The sequence below is a fragment of the Streptomyces sp. f51 genome, from assembly GCF_037940415.1.
Taxonomy (GTDB): Bacteria; Actinomycetota; Actinomycetes; order Streptomycetales; family Streptomycetaceae; genus Streptomyces.
The window spans coordinates 6671367-6691515 of record NZ_CP149798.1 but is presented as its reverse complement, the minus strand read 5'-3'; the positions used below and the strand labels follow the sequence as shown (position 1 = coordinate 6691515).

Genomic DNA, 20149 nt, shown 5'->3' with positions numbered 1-20149 from the left:
TGCCTCCTGCTCCATGAGACATACGGAAGGCCCAGGGCGCGAGGCGTCCGGTGGGGCGCCGGAACGCGGCGGCACGCCCCGGTGCCGAGGGCGCGCCGCCCGGGCCGTTCAGCCGACCGCGTCGACCAGGGCCAGCTCGTGCAGCCGCTCCGGCGGGCCCGGACGGGCGTAGTACCAGCCCTGCGCGGTGTCGCAGCCCAGGATCCGCAGCTGCTCGGCCTGCGCTCCCGTCTCCACGCCCTCGACCGTGACCGCCAGGTCGAGGCTGTGGGCGAGGGAGACGATGCCCTCGACGATCTTCAGGTCGACCGGGTCGGCCGGGAACTGCTGCATGCCCTGGGTGAAGGACCGGTCCAGCTTGAGGATGCTGACCGGCAGACGGCGGAGATTGGCGAGGTTCGAGTACCCGGTGCCGAAGTCGTCGAGCGCGATGTCGACACCCATCTCGGCGAGCCTGCGCAGCGGTTTGAGCAGGTCGTCGTCCGCGCCGATCAGCGCGGACTCGGTGACCTCCAGGCACAGCGCCTGGGCGTCGAGGCCCTCACGCTCCAGGATGTCGACCGTGTCCTGGACCAGACCCGGATGGGTGAGCTGGCACGGGGAGAGGTTGACGTTGACGCGCAGCGGACCCCCGCCGGCGTTCCGCTCCTGCCAGCTGCGGGCCTGGCGCACCGACTGTTCGAGGACCCAGCGGCCGAGCGGCACGATCAGTCCGGTGTGCTCGGCGAGCGGGATGAAGCGGTCGGGTCCGAGGACGCCGTGCTGGGGGTGCAGCCAGCGCACCAGCGCCTCGGCGCCGCGCACGCTGCCGTCGCCGAGGTGCACGAGCGGCTGGTACTCGATGAAGAACTCGCCCCGGTCCAGGGCGGCGGGGAGCGCGGTGGTGAGGCCGTTGCGGGTGATGGCGCGGGCGTCGGCCTCGGGGTCGGCGAGCTCGAAGCGGTTGCCGCCGGCGGACTTGGCGCGGTACATCGTGATGTCGGCGCTGCGCAGCACCTCGGCGGCGCCGCGCTCCCCCGCCGGGCCCTCGACGATGCCCACGCTGCCGCGGACGGTCAGGTCCCGGCCGTCGATGCTGATGGGGGTGACGAGCGCGTTCATGATCCGCCCGGCCAGCTCGTCGACCTCGCGCTCGGTGTCCGGGCCGGTGGTGAGGGCCACGAACTCGTCGCCGCCGAGCCGGGCGACCATCTCGCCGGGGGCCGTGGCACAGGACTGGAGGCGGTCGGCGACCTCGACGAGCAGGCGGTCGCCCGCCGCGTGCCCGAGGCTGTCGTTGATGGTCTTGAAGCCGTCGAGGTCGAGGTAGCAGAGCCCGAAGCGCTGTCCCTCCCCCGCGGCCAGCGCCTTCTCCAGGCGCTCGAAGAACAGGGTCCGGTTGGGCAGTCCGGTGAGCGCGTCGTGGGTCGCCTCGTAGCGCAGCCGCAGATTGAGCAGCCGCCGCTCGGTGGTGTCCTCCATGAGCGCGAGCTGGTACTGGGGTTCGCCGTCCGCGTCACGCAGCAGGGAGACCGTCAGGTTGGTCCACAGGGCGGTGCCGTCGGGGCGGTAGAACGCCTTCTCCACGTGGTAGTGCTCGCGCTCTCCGCGCACCAACTCCTCGTAGAGCCGCCACACTTGAGGGGCGTCCTCGGCGTGCGTCCATTCGTGCACCGGGCGCAGGCGCATGGTCTGTTCGGAGCCGCCGAACATCCGCAGCAGGGCCCCGTTGACCTGGAGGATGTTGCCGTCCAGGTCGGCGATGCCGATGCCTATGGCCGCGCCCTCGAACACCGCGCGGAAGCGGGCCTCGCTGTCGTGCAGCGCCTCCGCGACGGTACTCCGCGCCGTCAACGCCGCCTGCGAGATGGCCTGTTGTTCGGACAGCGTCCGCTCGCGCAGCGCCTCGGCGTATCCGGCGGCCATGGCGTGCTGGAGCCGCGCCGAGCGGGTCCGCAGCGCCTCCTTGGGGCCGTCCTCGCCGCAGTAGAGCACCAGGTAGGCGTCGACGCAGTCGAGGGCTCGGCTCAGGGCCTCGGGATCGGTGCAGTGCGCGGCGACGAGTGCGGCACCCACACCCCGCCCCTCGGCCGCCTCGAAGGTCCTGGCCCGCAGGGCGTCGCTCAGCCGCCGTGCGAGCGGCAGCAGTTGTTCCTCGAACTCCGGTCGGGTCAGCGAGGTGGAGGTGACGGGAAAGACCGCGCGGCTCCAGATCGTCGCGAACCTGCGGAGTCTGTCCTCCGGCCCGTCCGGCTCGGCGCTCACGCCGTGCGTCCCACGCCGCCGAACCCGGAGAAGGAATAGGGATCCTCGTCCTCGGGTGCCGTGTCGGGCCGCCATTCCGGCATCGGCACCAGTCCGGGTTCCACCATGTCGTACCCCTCGAAGAACCGCGCGATCTCGTCGCGCGTGCGCATGATCAGCGGGTTGCGGATGTCCTTGTAGATGCCGACCGTGCCCTCGGCCTGCTCCCGCAGGAGCGGAATTCCCTCGAACGAGGCATGCGTGACGACGAGCATGCTTCCCAGCGCGAGGGCGTCGCGCAGTTCGGCCACCGCCCGGTACGGGTCGTCCGCGTCTTCCACGAAGTGAAGTATGGCAACGAGAAGCAGCGCGACCGGCCGGTTCAGGTCGATCAGCCGCTGAACCTGGGGACTTCCGAGGATGTCCTGGGGCTTGAGCAGGTCCGCGGCGACGACGTCCGCGTCCTCGTTGTCCCGCAGGACGGCGTGACTGTGTGCGACGGCAACGGGGTCGTGGTCGACGTAGACCACGCGCGCGCCGGGCCGGGCCGCCTGGGCTATCTCGTGGACGTTGCCGAACGTCGGGATGCCGGAGCCGATGTCGAGGAACTGGTCGATGCCCTCGCCGGCCGCGTGGCGCACGGCCCGTCGCATGAACGCCCGGTTCGCCTGCATGACCTTGGGAAGGCCCGGCATGGACTCCATCGCCTTGCGCGCCGCTTCCCGATCCACCTCGAAGTTGTGCGAACCGCCCAGGTAGTAGTCGTATATCCGGGACACGCTCGGCACTGAGATGTCAATGCTGCGAGGGGCCCAGGCGGGACGCTCCATCTATCTCTCCAAGGCGTAGGCGACGGCACGGACGATCCGGTGTTCGAGCAGAGGCTACTGATCGCCCGCCAAAGGGGCGAGTCAAACCGGAAATTGACCGTCCGTTCCCGGTCACTGCCTCGGGCACGTGCCGAATTGGCAACTGCGAACGTATACCGCGCACGCCACTCACCGCCTCCGCGAAATCGTTCCGAAGCATTCCAAAAAGCTCCGTGGAGTCACGAAGCGTGGCCAAGTCCGGCATCACTCAGGGACGTTCTTTCACATCCGGGCAACGGGCCGGATCTTTCACGTTCCGGCGACGGCCGGAATGCTTCGGCCACGCACCGGGCCGAGGAGGCTCCGCCGCATCCCGCCGGGGGTGCACAAGGGTCCGCCCCCTCCGGTGGAGGGGGCGGACCCTTGGTGGCGCTTCGATGCGGGCGAGCGGATCAACCGTGGGGTGTCGATGCCCTACTTGGCCGCGCCGACCGGCTTTCCGTCGGGCGAGACGGCGTACCAGGTGCCGCCCACGCCCTGACCGTTGGTGTCGCCGGGAGCACTGTCACCGGAGAAGGTGTAGATCGGCCAGCAGTTGACCGTCATCTGCTTGAGGCCGTCCGGGCGGGTGAAGCCCATCAGGCCCTTCTTCTGGACGCCCTTGGTGTCGCTCGCGGGGACCGGGGCCACCGCGGGCCACTTCTCCAGGCAGGCGCCCGTGCAGGCCGACTTCGAGACGGGCCAGGCCTGGTCCTTCATGAAGCGGTAGACGGTCATGCCGTTCTTGTCGACGACGATGTCGCCGAGCTTCGGGTCCTTGCGGACCGACAGACCGGGCAGGGCGGCCAGCGTGGCCTTCTTGCCGTTGGGCGCCGAGGCGAACCAAGTGCCGCCCACGTTCTGGCCGTTGGTGTCACCGGCCTTGGTGTCCTTGGCGAAGCGGTACATCGGCCAGCCGCCGATGGTCAGCTGCTTCGTGCCGTCGGAGCGGGTGACCTCGCCGAGCAGCGCCTTGTCGACGCCGGTGGCGGCCTCGGCGCCCGCGGCGGGCACCGGCGGCCAGGCGGTCGCGCAGGCGCCGTCACAACTGGACTTCGGCGGCTCGGCGGTGTCCTTGTCGAAGCGGTAGAGGGTGAACCCGGCGCCGTCGGTCAGCACCTTGCCGAGCTTGACGCTTTCGGTCACGGACAGCTTGCCCGCGGCCTCCGGCTTGGCGGCGGCACTCTGGGAATCGGCTCCGTAGCCGTTGCCCGCCCCCGCGCTGGGGCTGGTCCCGTAGCCGCCCGCGGCAGCGGTGGCTCCGACGTTCTGGGTACCCGTCGAAGGGGTGCCACTTTCCTGACCACACGCCGTCGTGAGCGCCAGCACGGCCGCAGCTGACGCTACGAGTGAGGCGCTCCGCCAGGAGGTCTTCATTGGTAACTCCCGCTGTTCGCATAAGTGTTGCAGCGCCCTGCGGCGCCGCGCATGGCCCTAGGTACGGGCGGGAGGGGCAGGAGTGTTCAAACGGGCTCCAAATTTCTTTCGGAAGACCGCGACGCGTTCGACGTGAATCGCCCACGCGTTCGATACGGACGGCCGCTTCCTGGCCTCGGGCGTCAGCCGCCGGGGGCCGCGGGTACCCAATTCGTGGTCAATCCAGGACAGTTCGACGTGACCCGGCCCCCCGCGCCCCATGATCTCCGTCGTGCACGCACCCCAGCGGACCCGATCCGCCCTCGTCATACGGGTACTGGCGCTGACGGCGCTCACCTGGCTCCTCGTCGGCGCACCGGGCGGAACGGCCGCGGCCGACGCCTGCGCCTACGCCTCGACGGGTCCGGGCGGCGGGATCACCGCGGTGGCCGTGGCGGGCGACGGGGCGGTCGCCGTCGCCGGACACACCATCCAGTGCCCGCCCCCGACCCCGCCCTGTCCGCCGACGCCCACCCCCACACCGACTCCGCCACCACCACCGCCTCCGCCTCCGCCCCCGAAACCGAAGCCCGAACCCAGGCCGACCCCGCCCCCTCCGCCCACCCACACGCCCGAGCCCGCGCCTCCGCCACCCCCGCCGCCTCCGCCACCGCCTCCGAAGCCGAAACCCCTGCCGCCGCGGCCGGCTCCGCTCGTGGCACCGAGGCCCGCGCCGAAGCCGCCACCGCCCCCTCCGCCGCCGAGCCCGCGTCCCGCTCCGGCGCCGGTTCCGGTCAGCTATCCGGCGTACCGCACCCCGCCGCACAAGCACGGGCCCCGCGGCGGCCCTTCGCTGGTCTCGTTCACCCTGCTCATCACCGCGCCCGCGGTGCTCGCCGTCGCGGCCCTGCGCCCGCGCTGACCCTGGAGGCACACTGTGTCGGATTGGCTTGTTCTCGCCCTCGCGATGGCGGCCGCGTGCCTCGTGGTCCTCGCCGTGACCCTCGTACGCCACCGCAGGGCCCGCGAGGACGAGGACCCCAGCGAGACGCCGGACGTCATCGAGTACATGACGATGATGATCGGGGTGGTGTACGCCATCGTCCTCGGTCTGGCCATCGCCGGGGTCTGGGAGGCCCGCGGCGGCGCCCAGGACCAGGTGCAGTCGGAGGCCCAGGCACTGCACGAGATCTACGAACGCGTACGCGTCTACCCGCCCGACGTCCGCGACCGCATTCGCGGTGACGTCGACACGTACGTCCACTACGTGGTCACCACCGAGTGGAAGACCATGGCCGAGCACGGCCGGGTGACCGACGAGGGCGGCCGGCTCCTCGACCGGGTCCGGCACGACGTCACCGATTACCAGCCGAAGTCGGACTTCGAGGCGCAGGCCTACCAGCCGCTCCTCGACCAGGTGACGGCGGCCGACACCGCGCGCAGCGCCCGCGCCGACTCCACCGGGGCCACGATGCCGGGGGTGGTCTGGTTCGGGCTGATCACCGGTGCGGTGGTCACGGTCGGGATGATCTTCGCGCTCCAGATCCGGCGCACCGCCCGGGAACTGATCCTGGCCGGGCTGTTCTCCGCCCTGATCGCCTTCCTGCTCTTCCTGATCTGGGACTTCGACTCGCCCTACAGTCGCGGGATCACGGCGTCGGCGGAACCCTTCACCTCGCTGTTCCCGCAGATTCCCGGCTGAGCCGTCCCGGGTGGGGCCGACGGGCGGGGGACGGGCGCCACGCCGTACGCGTCCCCCGTCCGCACCCCCCGCGTCCCCCGGACGGCCCACACAATTGCCCCGTTCGCGCTACTGGGATCGCGCGCCCGTCGGCCCTTTCCTAGCGTTCCGATCATCGAGGTGCATTTCTGGCGCAAGCGGAAAAGTTCCGCAGCAAGGCGCCTCGGGGACCTGGAGGCTCACCATGCGCGCGATACGCGTCGCTTCGGCCGCACTGCTGGGCGTAGCCGCCCTGACCTTCGCCGCACCCGCCGCCGTCGCAGGCGACGGGGACCACGGCCTCACCCCGATCACCCCGTTCGCCTTCAGCGTGCAGCCGTCGACGATCGCCGCGGGCGGTCAGGTGTCGCTGCTCCTGAAGCGGGACGGCGGGTGCAGGGGGACCGCGACGGTCACCTCCGGGGTCTTCGACACCGTCACCATCCCGCCGGGGCAGTCCTCGGCCACCGCCATGGTCGACTGGGACGCCAGACCCGGGGCCGTGTACGACGTGACGTTCTCGTGCGGCGGAGCGAGCGGCAGCACCGGTCTGACCATCGCCGGTGGCCGGGGGCCGGTCACCCCGACCCCGGTGCCCCTCCAGCGGGGCGTGCGGGCGGGAGTCGGCGGCAGCGTCGGCGGCTTCGACCTCAAGGAGATCGGGATGGGAACGGCGCTCATCGCCGGTTCCGTGGGCGCGGCCTGGTACCTGTCGCGCCGGCGCACCTCGTCCGACGAGACCTGACGGACCGGCAGCACGCTCCGGCCCGGACCTGACGGAGCGGCACAGCCCTTCACCCCGGACCCGGTCGGGCGGGTCCGGAGCGAAGGGCTGTCCTGTGCGCCCGCGCGGCGGACGGCCGGCCTCCGAAGGGGGCGGGACCGGCCGCTCACCGGCGGAGGCGGTCAGATGTGCCGTTCAGACCTGCGCCGCATCCAGAACACCCCGCCACCGACGGCCGCGGCGGCCACCAGACCGCCGCCGATCGCCATGTCGGTGGGCGTGGCGCCCGTGGTGCTGCTGCCGCCGAGACCACCGCGCACACCGCCGATGACGGTGAAGGCGGCCGGGCGGGTCAGCGGGCCCGTCCCGTCGCAGTTGACGGTGATGTCGTACGAGCCGGGACGGGCGTCCTGGTTGATGGTGGCCGTACCGCTGGACGCCTCGGTGCGGCTGCCCAGGAGCGGCGAGAGTCTCGCCTGACGGAACGCGGGAGAGGTCATCGTGCCTCCCCTCGGGCACCCGTCGACGGTCACGGCCAGCTGACCGCCGCGGGCGATGACGCTGGGCTGGGCGACGATGTTGCTCGGCGTGTTCCACGCCGCGGCCATCGGGGCGGCGAGCCCCACGGCGGCGACCGCGGCGGCGGACACCGCCAGGGCACGAGTAGTACGCATGTGTTCCTCCGCGGGGGCGCCCCGGGAACCGTCCCCGGTGGATCGGCGAGAAAGCGCCTCCCAGTCAGACCCTCAGATGCCGTGCACGGGGCCGCATTTCGGGAATGGTCCGTCCTGGTGAGAGGACACGCCGAGAGAATTCCACACAATCGGATATTGCCGCAGGTCACGGACTGTCAGAAAATTCCTGGTCACGGCAACTCGGATGGCTCACGGGGCTTTCCTCCCGCCACCCGTTCGCCCGCGCCCCGTCGCCGGGCGGCCTTGCTGCCATTAGCGTGCTCATATGCGCGGATGACGAGGCGACGGCCGCGTCGAGAGGGGAATGCGAATGTCTGCGTCCGAGCTGGCCGAAGAGGAGGAGCGGCAGAGGAAGCGCGCTCCTTGGGGCGTGATAGCGCTTGTCCTGCTGACCGGCCTCGCACTCATCCGGAACGGCTCCGGCGAATTCGACGTGGGTCCCCCGCAGCCGGCCTCGGCGGCCGCCGCCGACAGCCGCACGCCCGGGCAGACGTTCTCGAAGACCCCGGACGCACTGCCGTACTCCGTGGTCGACCGGGTGCGGATCCCGGCGATCCGCGTCGACGCCCCGGTGATGCCGGTGGGTCTGGACCTGGACGGATGGGTCGACGCGCCGCCGCCCGACAACCCCAATCTCGCGGGCTGGTTCACCGGCGCGGTCTCGCCGGGCGAGAAGGGCACGGCCGTGATCGTGGGCCATGTCGACAACATGCAGGGCCCCGCCGTCTTCTACGGGCTCGGGGCGCTGAAGAAGGGGAACAAGGTCGAGGTCCTGCGCAAGGACGGAAAGACCGCGGTGTTCGAGATCTACGGCATCGAGGTCTTCGCGAAGGCCGATTTCCCCGGCGACCGTGTGTACAACAGCAAGGGAACTCCCGAATTGCGTGTCATCACGTGCGGCGGCGGTTTCTCCAAGCAGCACGGCTACGACGGGAACGTGGTCGTCTTCGCACGCCTTTCCGAGGTCCGCTGAGCGTTCCCGGGCCGGACACGCGAAAAGCCGGTCGGTGAGGCGTCGTGCCTCCCGCCGGCGGCTCCGGCCGAAAGCCCCGCGACACGTCGTGCGCGGGGCCCTTCCCGGTTCTAGACGTTCTTCCGGTGCGGCACCGTGATGTGGTACCCGGCGTCCAGCAGGCGCGGGAGATAGGTGCGCAGCGCCTGGACGCTCTGCGAGCGTTCGCCGCCCGCGTCGTGCTGGAGGACGACGACGCCCGGGGCCGCCTCCTTCTGGACCGTGCCGACGATGGAGCGGGTGCCGGGCCTCGACCAGTCGAGCGTGTCGATCGTCCAGGCCATCGGTTCCATGCCGAGTTCGGCGCCGATCTGGTAGGTGGCGCGGTTCCACTCCCCGTAGGGCGCGCGGAACCAGGCGGGCGGCTCGCCGTACGCGTCCGCGATCACGTCGCTGGTGCGCTCCATCTCGGAGCGGATCGCGGAGCGCGAGAGCTTGGTGAGCAGCGGGTGGCTCCAGGTGTGGTTGCCGACGATGTGTCCGTCGTCGGCCATCACGCCCAGCAGGTCCTTGTTGTCGGCGGCCATCTCCCCGCACACGAAGAACATGGCGTGGACGTCGTACTCCCGCAGGGTGCGCAGGATCTCGGGGGTGTAGTGCGGGTCGGGGCCGTCGTCGAAGCTCAGCACCATCGTGCGGCCGCGGCCGGAGACCCGCATGAAGGGCTCGTTGCGGACGAGGGTGTGCAGCTGGGTGCCGCGGGGCGGCGGGCCGTATCCGGCGAGCGGCTGGAGACGGTAGGCGGAGGGCTTCAGCGCCCGCGAGGCCGGCGGGCCGGCGAGCGGGAGGCTCCGCGCCGGCTCCACGGCCTGACCGGCGGTCAGGAGACGGGCGGTGCCCGCGGCTCCGGCCGCCCCCAGGACAGCGGCGCCGGCGATCAACGCCCGGCGTCGGGTAATCAGCTGATCCTTTTTCATGACTAATCAGTCACCCGGCCGAGAGGCCACCACGCCGAGCACCACCGGTAGGGCGTCATGAATGCACCCGCGTGGACCATTCAGCGGCGGCGCACCAGCGGGAACGGCAGCGTCTCGCGGATCGTCAGGCCGGTGAGGAACATGACGAGCCGGTCGACGCCGATCCCCAGTCCGCCGGTGGGCGGCATGGCGTACTCCAGCGCGTCGAGGAAGTCCTCGTCCAGTTCCATCGCCTCGGGGTCTCCCCCGGCGGCCAGCAGCGACTGCTCGGTGAGCCGGCGACGCTGCTCCACCGGGTCGGTCAACTCCGAATAGGCGGTGCCCAGTTCCGTACCGAACGCGACGAGGTCCCAGCGTTCCGCGAGCCGCGGGTCCCTGCGGTGCTGCCGGGTGAGCGGGGAGACGTCGGTCGGGAAGTCCTTGTAGAACGTCGGGAGCCCGGTCTTCTCCTCGACCAGACGTTCGTACATCTCCAGGACGACGTCACCGCGTCCGTCGTCCGCCGTGTACGGCACGCCCGCGCGGTCGCACAGCCGCAGCAGCCTCTCCAGGCTCGTGTCGGCGTCGATCTCGTCGCCCAGCGCCTCGGAGAGCGCGCCGTACACCGTCTTGACGGGCCACTCCCCGGAGATGTCGTGCTCGACACCGTCCTTGCGGGCGATCGGTGAGCCGAACGCGGCGGTCGCGGCGCCCTGGATCAGCTCGCGGACGAGGTCGAGCATCACGTCGTAGTCCGCGAAGGCCTGGTAGGCCTCCAGCATCGTGAACTCGGGGTTGTGCTTGTAGGAGACCCCTTCGTTGCGGAAGGTGCGGCCCAGCTCGAACACCTTCTCCATGCCGCCGACGCACAGCCGTTTGAGGTAGAGCTCGGGGGCGATGCGCAGATAGAGGTTCAGGTCGTAGGCGTTGATGTGGGTGGTGAAGGGCCGGGCGTTGGCCCCGCCGTGGATCTGCTGGAGCATCGGGGTCTCGACCTCCAGATAGCCGCGGTCCAGCAGCCCCTGGCGCAGCGCCTGGACGGCCGTGGAGCGGGCGCGCACGACGTCGCGGGCGGCGGGGCTCGACACCAGGTCGAGATAGCGGCGGCGGACCTTCGCCTCGGGGTCGGCGAGGCCCTTGCGCTTGTCGGGCAGCGGGTGCAGGCACTTGGCGGTGAGCAGCCAGGCGGTGACGAACACCGTGGGCTCGCCGGAGTCGCTCGCGCCCGCCAGACCGTCGGCGCTGATGTGGTCGCCGATGTCGACGACCTGCCGGAAACGGTCGAGCGCGGCGCCGGACTCCTTGCGGGTGAGCGCGATCTGGAGGTCGCCCGACCAGTCGCGCAGCACGGCGAAGAGGATGCCGCCGAAGTCGCGTACGAGCATCACGCGGCCGGCGACGGTCACGTCCTCGCCGCCGCGCACCTCGGCCAGGACGTGGGTGCGCTTCGGGATGCCGACCGGATAGGGGTCGGTGCCCTCGTCGCGCAGCCGGTCGAGCTTGCGGTGGCGCACCCGGACCTGGTCGGGCAGGCCGGTGGTGGGATCGTCCGCACGGGCCGCGCCCTCGGCGTCGAGGCCGAGGGCCGCGAGCGAGGGCAGGCCCGCGGTCGTGGCGGGTGCGGGGGCGCCCTTGGTGTGTCCCTTGCCCCACAGGCTGCGCAGCGAGGGCACGGACACGAAGCCCTCGGCGATGGCGGAGGCCATGCCGATCCGGGCGAGGGCGCCGGTGTCGCCGTAGCAGATGAACCGCGGGTACCACTCCGGGTGGTACTTGGCGTTGGAGCGGTAGAGGGCCTCCAGCTGCCACCACCGGGAGAAGAACAGCAACAGCCGGCGCCAGAGTCTGAGCACCGGTCCCGCTCCGATGCGGGCACCCTCCTCGAAGACCGAGCGGAACACCGCGAAGTTGAGGGAGATGCGCCGGACCCCGAACTTGCCGGCGACCGCGCAGACCTCCGCGACCATGAACTCCATGACGCCGTTGGGGGCGCTGCGGTCGCGGCGCATGAGGTCGAGGGAGATGCCGTCGCGGCCCCAGGGCACGAAGGAGAGCAGCGCGAGGAGCTTGCCGTCGGACCCCATCGCCTCGACGAGCAGGCAGTCGCCGTCCTCGGGGTCGCCGAGCCGGTCCAGGGCCATCGAGAAGCCGCGCTCGGTCTCGGTGTCGCGCCAGGCGTCCGCCCGGCCGACGATCTCCTCCATCTCGCTGTCGGAGAGGGTGGAGTGCCGGCGGACCCGGCAGGTGGCGCCGGAGCGTTTGACGCGGTTGACGGCCTGCCGGGTGACGCGCATGTCGCGTCCGGACAGATCGAACCCGGCGACGTTCAGGATCGCCTCGTCGCCGAGCTGGAGGGCGCCGAGCCCGGAGCGGGCGAACGCCTTGGCACCCTCCTCGGAGGCGCCCATGGCGGCGGGTGCCCAGGCGTAGCGGCGGGCGATGTCGAGCCAGGCGGCGATCGCGTGCGGCCAGGCCTCCCGGTCGCCGACCGGGTCGCCGCTGGCGAGGCACACCCCGGCCTCGACGCGATAGGTGACGGCCGCCTTGCCGCTGGGCGAGAAGACGACGGCCTTGTCGCGGCGGGTGGCGAAGTAACCGAGGGAGTCCTCGCCGCCGTACACCTGGAGCAGGGCGCGGATCCGGGACTCCTCGTCGCCGTGCAGGGCCGCGACCAGACGCTGGGAACGGAACAGCGTGGCGGCCGCGTTGAGCAGGGCGAGAGCACCGAAGAGTCCGAGGACGAAGAACAGCCAGTGCGGCGGCCGGCCGTCGAAGGAGCGGCCGGAGACGAGTCCGCCGCAGACCCGGTTGGCGGCCCACAGCAGCCGCTGGCCCTCCACCAGGGTGCCCGGGAACAGAGCGACCAGGCCCCATCCGAGGAGGATCGCGACGACGAGCCCGGCGACCAGGACCAGCAGGGCACGTCGTACGGCGGCACGGCGCGAGTCGGCGTAGAACTCGCGGCGCGCCACGATCAGCAGCGCGAGCAGGAGCCCGCAGACGATCAGCGAGGGGATGGAGGCGGCGTACAGGCCGACGGCGACCCCGAGGGCGTCGGTCAGGACGAGCAGGCCCAGGTAGACGACCACGAGCCACCAGGCGATCTTCTTGCGGGCGGCCGTCGCGGCGGCGAGCAGGAAGAGGAACACGGCGTACGCGAGGTTGGCGCTGACCGGGATGATCAGCAGGTCGAGGAAGCGCACCACCGGACGCAGCACCGCGCGGACCGGCGGGATGAACGCGAGCAGGGTGCAGAGCAGGCCGATGGCGGCGAAGAAGGTCGCGAAGCCCTCGGGCACCTTGCTGAGGAAGCCGGTCCTTGGCGGCCCTGGCGGGCCGCTGGCGGTCTTCGGCGGGCGGGCCTCCACAGTGGCACTCATGGTTCCGACTGTAGGAAGAGCGGCGGTGGCGCGCCCGTCGAGCGGATCTCCACCGCTCCCCCGCAGCGGTGGGACCTGGGCGTTCCGATAGCCTCGCAGCCGTGACGGAAGAGCAGCACGCGCATCGGTTCGAACGCGGGACGGACGGTCCCAAGGTCATCGTCGTCGGGGTGGACGGCTCCGACTCCTCGCTGCGCGCGGCGGCGTACGCCGGTGGTCTGGCGCGGAGGCAGCGGGCGCTGCTGGCGGTGGTCTACGTCCAGCCGGTGATGGCCGCGGGAGCCGCGCTCGGGGTGCCGGTCGCGGAGACGACCGACGAGATCGCCGAGGATCTGATCCAGTACATCCGCGACGCCGCCGAGCGGGTGAAGGACATATTCGATGTGCGCTGGGAGTTCCACACCTTCCGCGGTGACCCCTACAACGGTCTGGTCACCGCCGCGGACGAACTGAAGGCCGACGCCGTGGTGGTGGGGGCCTCCGAGCAGGCCGGGCACCGGATCGTCGGTTCGGTGGCGATCCGGCTGGTGAAGGCGGGCCGCTGGCCCGTCACGGCCGTGCCGTAGGAACGCTCAGGGACCGGTTCCCTTCGCCGGTCACTCGGTCATGACGAGTCCGGCCCGGCCCGCGCCCCGGCCGAGGACGACGTCGCGGATCCGGTCGCGCACGGCGCCGACGGAGGCGCCCTGCTTCAGGGCCGCGTCGAGGTCGACGACCCGTCCCGCGTCGAGGTCGAAGGCGAGCGGGATGAACTCGGCCTTCGTCACCTCCCAGCGCCGCGAGGGCCGCGCGGGCGGGGAGAAGGTGAAGCGGCCGAGGGTGCCCTGGTCGCCGCGCGGGTCCTGGACCCCCTGGTCGTTGAACATCTCCCCCGCGATCTGGTCGCCGGTGCCGTAGACCACCCAGGTGCCGTTGACCTTCTCGTACGCCTGCGGGACATGGGAGCGGGTCCCGACGATCAGGTCGATGTCGGGGCGCCCGCCGGTGCGGGAGGCGGTCAGCCGCCTGGCCAGGCTCAGCTGGTTCTCGTCCGGCTGGTCCTGCCACTCGGTGCCCCAGTCCAGGGAGACGACGACCACGTCGGCGCCGGCCGCGCGAGCGGCCCGGGCGTCCGCGACGATCTTGTCGGGGTCGGCCAGGGCGACCGCCCAGGGCTGTCCCGGCGGGAGCGGGAGCCCGCCGGTGCCGTCGGTGTACGCGAGGTGGGCGACGCGGGCGCTGCCGGCCCGCAGCAGGGTGACCGTGCCCGATTCCTGCGCGCTGCGGGCCGATCCGGCGTGCCGCACTCCGGCGCGGTCCAAGGCGTCCAGGGTGCGACGGACCCCGTCGGCGCCGTCGTCCAGGGTGTGTCCCGAGGCGGTGGAGCAGGAGTCGTAGCCCGTGGCGGCGAGGCCGTCGGCCACCTGGGGCGGGGACTTGAAGACGTACGTTCCGGTCCGGTCCTCGCCCGGGTCGTACACGGTCCGCAGGTGACAGAGCGCCAGGCCGGCGCCGGAGACGGCGGGGCGGACACCCGCGAGCATGGGCCCGAAGTCGTATCCGGCGCCTCCCGCGTCGGAGCCGGCCCGCTCCAGGACCGAGCTGTCCGGCAGGATGTCGCCGCCCGCGACGAGGGTGAAGCCGCGGGCGGCGGCGGGTCCGGGCTGCCCTTGGCGGTGCCGCACGGTCGAGTGGTGGGTCTGGGTGACCAACGCGGCCCCGATGACGGCGGCCGCGAGGGCCAGTTGGATCTGTCGCGCGCGTCTGATCATGCCAGGCCCCATGCGGTCGCATTTAATTACCAATGAATACGAATCCACAGGTACGGACCGGCGGCAGTCAAGGAGACACCCTCGCGGCTCACCCGTTCGGCGCGCACGGACGGGAAAACGGGGCGACGGGAAAACGGGGCGACGGGGCGACGGGGCGACGGGGCGACGGGGCGACGGGGCGACGGGGCGACGGGGCGACGGGGCGACGGGGCGAACGGCCGTACGAGCGCCGGGTTCCGGAACGCGGGGCTCCCCCTCGGCCGACCGTTCGGCGCACCGTTCGCCGAGCGCTTCGACCGCCCGGCGCACGACCCTGTTCCCGGCCTGTCCGCGCGGGGTGAGGGGCGCTGACATACACGCCATGACGGCCGGAACCACCACCATCACCCCCAGGACGACCGCCGAGCACGAGCTGGCCGCGCTGCAACGCGAGCACGGCCGCCCTCTCTTCGCCCTGCTGCTGCGCCTGTCCGACGGCGACCGCCAGCGCGCCGAGGACCTGGTGCAGGAGACGTTCGTACGGGCCTGGCAGCATCCCGAGGCCCTGCGCGCCGACGCCTTCGACTCCGTACGGCCCTGGCTGCTGACCGTGGGACGGCGGCTGGCCATCGACGCGCGCAGGGCACGGCAGGCGCGGCCCCCCGAGGTCCCCGACGCGGTCCTCGACAACGCGCGGGTCTGCGCCGATCACGCCGAACGGTCGGCGGCGACGCTGGACGTGCGGGAGGCTGTGAAGACACTCACCCCCGAACACCGTGAAGTCCTGGTGCTGGTGTACTTCCAGGGGGCGAGTGTGGCGGAGGCCGCGGCGGCACTGGGGATTCCACCCGGTACGGTGAAGTCGCGCGCGTACTACGCGCTGCGCGCCCTGCGCCGGGTCCTTCCCGGATACGCGGCCGACCTGGGTTGAAACCGACGACTTGGTCAAGCCTCCGTAAAGCGCCTTGCTGAGGACCATGGTTGAGCAATCAGCTTGCCTCATCCGTTTTCCGGACTGGGGCCCGGGGTCGGGCGACGCGCACGCACCGGAGGAAGGCAGGAAGGGATGCTGCACAGAGGGCAAGAGAGCACGGACGGCACCGGTGGGGGCGAACTCACCGTCCCCATGGCCTGGTTGTACGCCGAGTACATCGCCGACGAACTGCTGCGGACGGGCGACCTGATGCCGCCCACGTCCTTCGAGTTCCGCGCCGGGCGCGACGCCCTCGCGCTGACGATCTTCCTGTCCGACAGCGGCGGCGAACTCTCCGGCATCCGGGTCATCACCCAGCTGGAGACCTGGCTCTCGCTGACGGCCTACGACCAGCCCTGGCACACCTGGGTGCGCGAACACCTGGAGCTGCGCGCGGCCGAGGCCACCGGACGCGCCGCGCCCGATCCCGATCTGGAACTGGCGTCCGCGGCCTGGCGGTGGCTGGAGGAGACGGAACTGCTCGCCCCGGACCTGGACGCGGTCCCCGGCGGCGGATCCGTGCCCGGCGAGGACGACGGCCCCAAGGTGTGGACGGCGGCCTGGAGACTGGGCCTGCCCCTCGGGCATCTGGCCATCCATCTCTTCTGACGGGCCGTGACCCGGCCGGAACCGACGCCGGCGGCGGCCACGACCATGCCGGGAACAGATTTTCCGGGCTCGCACCAATCCGCGAGCGCCCCCGCTCCGAATGTCCTCTCCCCGATTCCTGACGAGTCTTGAGTGATTCGACGGTCTGATGCGTACCCGTGGGCAACAGCAACACCACTCACAGTCCGCACCAACGCCACGAGGATTCGGTATTCGGTATGAGGTCCCTTGAACGGCATGGCGACGTCGGCGCCTATGCGCTCGGCGTGCTCGGCGAGGCGGAAGCCTTCCGCTTCGAGGACCACCTCGTGGAATGCGCTCAGTGCACGGCGTTCGTCAGCGAGTACCGGCCCGCCACACGGCAGTTGATGCTGTACCGGCAGTCGACACCGCGCAGCGTCCACCCCTTCGCCGCCCCCGGGCCGCGCCTGCTCGACCGGTTGCTCGGCGAGGTCACCACCCGCAACCGGGCCGGGCGCAGGCGCCTCCTGTTCGCCCTGGCCGCCTCCGTGGTGCTGGCCGCGGGCGGGTCCGCGACGGCGCTCGTCGTCGGCCACGACTCCCCCGCGGGCACGGTCGTCGCGGCGGACCCCCCGTCGAGCCAGATGGCCAGGACCGACGCGCAGACCGGGGTCTGGGCCCAGGTGACGACCCGGGAACGGCTGTGGGGCAGCGAGATCGAGGTCGCGGTCAAGGACGCCAAGGGTCCCCGCTCCTGCGAACTCGTCGCCATCGGCAAGGACGGCTCGGAGCAGTCGGTGACCAGCTGGATGGAGCCCGCGCACAACGAGGACGCCATCACCATGCAGGGCGGCTCGTCGATGCGGACCGACGAGATCCGGCGGTTCGAGGTGCGCACGGCGGACGGCGAACACCTCGTGACGCTCAACTCGCCCTGACCGGAACGCGCTTCACCACGCGGGTCACCGAACCGGCCTGCCCCGCAAGCCACTTCGGTCCGCCACCCGGGTGGCAGCGACACGGCCCGCCTACTTGAGCAGCCGGGACATCCGCCGGTCCGCCAGCGGCTTGCCGCCCGTCTGGCAGGTCGGGCAGTACTGCAACGAGGAATCGCTGAAGGAGACTTCACGGATGACGTCGCCGCACACCGGGCACGCCTCCCCCGTTCTCCCGTGGACCCGCAGACCGCTCTTCTTCTCCGCCTTGAGCCGTCCGGCGGCCAGCCCGTGGGAGCGCTCCACCGCCTCGGCGAGCGTGCCGCGCAGCGCCTCGTACAGCCGCCGGGTCTCCTCGGGGGTCAGCGAGGAGGCGATCTTGAAGGGGGACATCCGGGCGGCGTGCAGGATCTCGTCGCTGTAGGCGTTGCCCACGCCCGCGATCAGGCTCTGGTCGCGGAGCGCGCCCTTGAGCCGGCGCCGCTCGCCCTGGAGCAGCCCGGCGAACCGCTCCTCGTCGAAGTCGTCGGCGAGCGGGTCGGGGCCGAGCCGGGCCACGCCGGGCACGAGCTCCGGGTCCTCGACGACGTACACGGCGAGCCGCTTCTGGGTGCCGGCCTCGGTGAGGTCGAAGCCCTCCCCCGTCTCCAGCGCGACCCGCAGCGCGAGCGGTCCCTTGCCGGGCCGGGGCGGGCCGTCGGGGAGCGTGTCCCTCCAGTGCAGCCAGCCCGCCCGGGCCAGATGCGTGACGAGGTGGGGGCCGTCCGTCCCGAGGTCGAGGAACTTGCCGAACCGGCGCACGACCGTGATCTCGCGTCCCTCCAGGGCGGAGACGGGAGGGTCGTACGTCTTCAGGACGCTGACGGCGACGGGCAGCACGCGCACGATCCGGCGGCCGACGAGACGGCCGGCCAGGAATTCCTTGAGCGCTTCGACCTCGGGCAGTTCCGGCATACGTCCAGGGTGCCATCCGGCACGGGCAGCGCCCGGGATCAGCTCGTCTCGCCGACCATGAACTCGCACCACACGACCTTGCCGCCGCCGCGTGCCTCGACGCCCCACACGTCGGTGAGCCGGTCGACCAGCAGCAGGCCGCGGCCCGAGACCCCGGACTCGCCGGCCTCGCGGCGGCGCGGCAGCGCGCTTGAGGAGTCCTCGACCTCGACGCGCAGCCGGCGGTCCGATCCGGCCAGGACCCGCAGGGTGACGATCGCCGATCCCTCGGTGTGCATGAGGGCGTTGGTGATCAGCTCGTCGGCGACCAGCTCGATCTCGTCGGCCCGGTCACGGGCTCCCCAGGCGCGGACGGCGGCCCGGATCATGTGACGGGCCTCGCTGAGCCCCTCGGGGTCACCGGGGGCCACGTGCTGCTGGAGGCGCCCGCCCGAGCGCTGGTCGATGAGGCCGTGGCGGCGCAGGAGCAGCAGGGCCACGTCGTCGTCGCCGCCGCGGGCCTCGGCCATGTCGATGAGGACGTCGGCGAGATCGCTCACGTCGTCCGGGCCGACGCGGATGCGTTCGCGGAGCGTGTGCATGCCCTCGTCGAGGTCGACTCCCGGCTCCTCGACGAGTCCGTCGGTGCACAGAAGCAGGGTCTCGCCGGGGTCGAGTTCGACGGTGGCGACCGGGTATTCGAGGCGCCCGAACTCGGCGGACAGCCCGAGCGGCAGGCCGCCTTCGAGGGGCAGCCGCCGGCAGGTCCGGTCGGCGTACCGCACGAGCGGGTCGATGTGGCCGGCCCTGACCATCTGGGTGACCCCGGTGGACAGGTCGATCTCCGCGTACAGGCAGGTCGCGAAGCGGTCGGTGTCGAGTTCGTGCAGGAAGACCGAGGCGCGGGCCATCACGGTGGCCGGGGTGTGCCCCTCGGCCGCGTAGGCGCGCAGCACGATGCGCAGCTGGCCCATGACGGCCGCCGCGTGGGTGTCGTGGCCCTGGACGTCGCCGATGACGGCGCCGACGCGTCCGCCGGGCAGCGGGATCAGGTCGTACCAGTCGCCGCCGATGTCGCGGCCGAGCGAGGCGGAGCGGTAGCGGACGGCGATGTCGGCGCCGCTCACGCTGGGGATGGAGCGCGGCAGCATGGCCTGCTGGAGGCCCTGGGCGAGGTCCTTCTCCTGTTCGAAGAACATGGCCCGCTGAAGGCTCTGGGCGATGCTGCTGCCGAGCGCGACGAGGACGTTGCGCTCGTCCTCCGAGAAGCCGTGCCGGTCGTTGTAGAGCAGGCCGATCGCGCCGATGGGGCGGGCCTGCACGATGAGCGGCAGATACGCGGCCGAGGTGATCTTCAGACCGGTGATGTTCGGCCACAGCAGCGGGTACGACTCGGCGAACTCCTCGGGCGACTCGATGAAGTGCGGTACGAGGGTCCGTACGACCTCGTTCATCGGGTACTGGGCGTCCAGGCGGGTGACCCGGGTGCCGGGGACGTAGCTGGCCTCGGGGCCCGTGGCGACCATGCGGATGCGGCCGGCCTCCACCAGGCCCATGACGAGGCTGGCCGCCCCGAGGTGGGTGAGGCCGTGGGTGTCCTGGAGCACGTCGATGACGTCCTGCACGGTGACGGCGTGGGCCAGCGCGGCCGTGGTCAGCTGGACGACGCTGGTCTGCTGGCGCCGTACCTCGTGCTGGGCGGCCTGTTCGCGGCGCGCCGTGCTCTCGTCGAGCTCCGCCGTGGCGTCGCGGACGATGCCGATGATGCGGCGGGGTCTGCCGTTCTCGTCGCGGCGGATGTAGCCCTGGGTGTGGGTCCAGCGCAGGGCGCCGTCGCGGCGGCGGATGCGGAAGTAGGCGCCGTAGTTCTCGCTGCCGTCCTTGAGGGCGTGGGAGACCATCGTGTCGAGCCGGCGCGACTCGGCCGGCGGGACCCGCATGGACAGGGTCGCCGGGTGCCCGTCGTATTCGTCCGGGCGCACGTCGAAGACCTCGTGGGCCTGGGCGTCCATCTGCATCAGACCGGTGTCCAGGTCCCAGTCGAAGCTGCCCATGCGGTTGAGCGCCAGGATCGGATCCGGGTGGGCGGGCCAGTCGTCCGGGAGTGACAGGGCGCTCGCTCCCCGATCAACCATGGGGCCACCATGCCAGCAT

17 protein-coding genes are annotated in these 20149 nt (G+C 71.7%); 8 read left to right on the top strand and 9 right to left on the bottom strand.

The annotated features are described in order from the left end of the window. Positions 1 to 108 precede the first annotated feature (108 nt). The 3 genes from WJM95_RS28935 to WJM95_RS28925 form a co-directional block, all read right to left on the bottom strand. A complete protein-coding gene (locus WJM95_RS28935; protein ID WP_339133001.1) occupies positions 109 to 2244 on the bottom strand; it encodes an EAL domain-containing protein in 2136 nt (711 codons plus the stop codon). After that, on the bottom strand, positions 2241 to 3053 hold the full coding sequence (locus WJM95_RS28930) for an SAM-dependent methyltransferase (RefSeq protein ID WP_339132999.1): 813 nt from the start codon (positions 3051 to 3053) through the stop codon (positions 2241 to 2243). Before WJM95_RS28930 ends, WJM95_RS28935 begins: the two co-directional genes overlap by 4 nt. Positions 3054 to 3506: 453 nt before the next feature. After that, positions 3507 to 4448: an SCO0930 family lipoprotein gene (locus WJM95_RS28925; protein WP_339132997.1), complete on the bottom strand. Its 942-nt coding sequence runs from the start codon at positions 4446 to 4448 to the stop codon at positions 3507 to 3509. Positions 4449 to 5142: 694 nt separating this feature from the next. On the opposite strand from WJM95_RS28925, the gene WJM95_RS28920 reads away from it, so the two are divergent. The 3 genes from WJM95_RS28920 (at position 5143) to WJM95_RS28910 (ending at position 6892) form a co-directional block, all read left to right on the top strand. Continuing rightward, complete coding sequence (locus tag WJM95_RS28920) at positions 5143 to 5349, top strand: hypothetical protein (protein WP_339132995.1); 207 nt, start codon at positions 5143 to 5145, stop codon at positions 5347 to 5349. Between the two features lie 15 nt (positions 5350 to 5364). Then, positions 5365 to 6129 carry a hypothetical protein gene (locus WJM95_RS28915; RefSeq protein WP_339132993.1) on the top strand — a complete coding sequence of 255 codons (765 nt, stop codon included), beginning with the start codon at positions 5365 to 5367 and terminating at the stop codon, positions 6127 to 6129. 223 nt (positions 6130 to 6352) lie between these two features. Beyond that, positions 6353 to 6892: a hypothetical protein gene (locus WJM95_RS28910; protein ID WP_339132991.1), complete on the top strand. Its 540-nt coding sequence runs from the start codon at positions 6353 to 6355 to the stop codon at positions 6890 to 6892. A gap of 161 nt (positions 6893 to 7053) precedes the next feature. Here WJM95_RS28910 and WJM95_RS28905 read toward each other — a convergent pair whose 3' ends face one another. After that, on the bottom strand, positions 7054 to 7545 hold the full coding sequence (locus WJM95_RS28905) for a hypothetical protein (RefSeq protein WP_339132989.1): 492 nt from the start codon (positions 7543 to 7545) through the stop codon (positions 7054 to 7056). A gap of 331 nt (positions 7546 to 7876) precedes the next feature. Here WJM95_RS28905 and WJM95_RS28900 point away from each other — a divergent pair, with 331 nt between their 5' ends. Further along, complete coding sequence (locus WJM95_RS28900) at positions 7877 to 8539, top strand: class F sortase (RefSeq protein WP_339132987.1); 663 nt, start codon at positions 7877 to 7879, stop codon at positions 8537 to 8539. Positions 8540 to 8649: 110 nt separating this feature from the next. Here the strand turns inward: WJM95_RS28900 and WJM95_RS28895 are convergent, their stop codons facing one another. Further along, positions 8650 to 9495, bottom strand: a complete 846-nt coding sequence (locus WJM95_RS28895) for a polysaccharide deacetylase family protein (protein ID WP_339132985.1) — start codon at positions 9493 to 9495, stop codon at positions 8650 to 8652. Between the two features lie 80 nt (positions 9496 to 9575). After that, a complete protein-coding gene (gene lysX, locus WJM95_RS28890; protein WP_339132983.1) occupies positions 9576 to 12854 on the bottom strand; it encodes a bifunctional lysylphosphatidylglycerol synthetase/lysine--tRNA ligase LysX in 3279 nt (1092 codons plus the stop codon). Between the two features lie 101 nt (positions 12855 to 12955). Between lysX and WJM95_RS28885 the strand changes: the two genes are divergently transcribed. After that, a complete protein-coding gene (locus WJM95_RS28885; RefSeq protein WP_339132981.1) occupies positions 12956 to 13420 on the top strand; it encodes a universal stress protein in 465 nt (154 codons plus the stop codon). A 30-nt stretch (positions 13421 to 13450) separates the two neighbouring features. Here WJM95_RS28885 and WJM95_RS28880 read toward each other — a convergent pair whose 3' ends face one another. Beyond that, entirely contained in the window at positions 13451 to 14605 is a 1155-nt protein-coding gene (locus WJM95_RS28880; RefSeq protein WP_339132979.1) for a CapA family protein, read from the bottom strand. 361 nt (positions 14606 to 14966) lie between these two features. Between WJM95_RS28880 and WJM95_RS28875 the strand changes: the two genes are divergently transcribed. The 3 genes from WJM95_RS28875 to WJM95_RS28865 all read left to right on the top strand — a co-directional run bounded on the left by WJM95_RS28875 (position 14967) and on the right by WJM95_RS28865 (position 17065). After that, entirely contained in the window at positions 14967 to 15515 is a 549-nt protein-coding gene (locus tag WJM95_RS28875) for a sigma-70 family RNA polymerase sigma factor (protein ID WP_339132977.1), read from the top strand. A gap of 135 nt (positions 15516 to 15650) precedes the next feature. Beyond that, a complete protein-coding gene (locus WJM95_RS28870) occupies positions 15651 to 16166 on the top strand; it encodes a hypothetical protein (RefSeq protein ID WP_339132975.1) in 516 nt (171 codons plus the stop codon). A 218-nt stretch (positions 16167 to 16384) separates the two neighbouring features. Continuing rightward, positions 16385 to 17065, top strand: coding sequence for a zf-HC2 domain-containing protein (locus tag WJM95_RS28865; RefSeq protein WP_339132973.1), 681 nt, complete (start codon positions 16385 to 16387; stop codon positions 17063 to 17065). Between the two features lie 90 nt (positions 17066 to 17155). On the opposite strand, the gene WJM95_RS28860 is transcribed toward WJM95_RS28865, so the two are convergent. Both WJM95_RS28860 and WJM95_RS28855 read right to left on the bottom strand, forming a co-directional pair. Next, positions 17156 to 18016, bottom strand: coding sequence for a DNA-formamidopyrimidine glycosylase family protein (locus WJM95_RS28860; protein ID WP_339132971.1), 861 nt, complete (start codon positions 18014 to 18016; stop codon positions 17156 to 17158). Between the two features lie 38 nt (positions 18017 to 18054). Continuing rightward, complete coding sequence (locus WJM95_RS28855; protein ID WP_339132969.1) at positions 18055 to 20130, bottom strand: SpoIIE family protein phosphatase; 2076 nt, start codon at positions 20128 to 20130, stop codon at positions 18055 to 18057. Between the last annotated feature and the right edge of the window lie 19 nt (positions 20131 to 20149).

Excerpts from the sequence above, each read along its gene's own strand:
- WJM95_RS28870 (WP_339132975.1), top strand. The coding sequence starts at position 15,651 with ATGCTGCACAGAGGGCAAGAGAGCACGGACGGCACCGGTGGGGGCGAA.
- WJM95_RS28865 (WP_339132973.1), top strand. The coding sequence starts at position 16,385 with ATGAGGTCCCTTGAACGGCATGGCGACGTCGGCGCCTATGCGCTCGGC.
- WJM95_RS28910 (WP_339132991.1), top strand. The coding sequence starts at position 6,353 with ATGCGCGCGATACGCGTCGCTTCGGCCGCACTGCTGGGCGTAGCCGCC.
- WJM95_RS28855 (WP_339132969.1), bottom strand. The coding sequence starts at position 20,130 with ATGGTTGATCGGGGAGCGAGCGCCCTGTCACTCCCGGACGACTGGCCC.
- WJM95_RS28875 (WP_339132977.1), top strand. The coding sequence starts at position 14,967 with ATGACGGCCGGAACCACCACCATCACCCCCAGGACGACCGCCGAGCAC.
- WJM95_RS28930 (WP_339132999.1), bottom strand. The coding sequence starts at position 3,053 with ATGGAGCGTCCCGCCTGGGCCCCTCGCAGCATTGACATCTCAGTGCCG.
- WJM95_RS28895 (WP_339132985.1), bottom strand. The coding sequence starts at position 9,495 with ATGAAAAAGGATCAGCTGATTACCCGACGCCGGGCGTTGATCGCCGGC.
- WJM95_RS28925 (WP_339132997.1), bottom strand. The coding sequence starts at position 4,448 with ATGAAGACCTCCTGGCGGAGCGCCTCACTCGTAGCGTCAGCTGCGGCC.
- WJM95_RS28860 (WP_339132971.1), bottom strand. The coding sequence starts at position 18,016 with ATGCCGGAACTGCCCGAGGTCGAAGCGCTCAAGGAATTCCTGGCCGGC.
- WJM95_RS28880 (WP_339132979.1), bottom strand. The coding sequence starts at position 14,605 with ATGATCAGACGCGCGCGACAGATCCAACTGGCCCTCGCGGCCGCCGTC.
- lysX (WP_339132983.1), bottom strand. The coding sequence starts at position 12,854 with ATGAGTGCCACTGTGGAGGCCCGCCCGCCGAAGACCGCCAGCGGCCCG.
- WJM95_RS28905 (WP_339132989.1), bottom strand. The coding sequence starts at position 7,545 with ATGCGTACTACTCGTGCCCTGGCGGTGTCCGCCGCCGCGGTCGCCGCC.
- WJM95_RS28900 (WP_339132987.1), top strand. The coding sequence starts at position 7,877 with ATGTCTGCGTCCGAGCTGGCCGAAGAGGAGGAGCGGCAGAGGAAGCGC.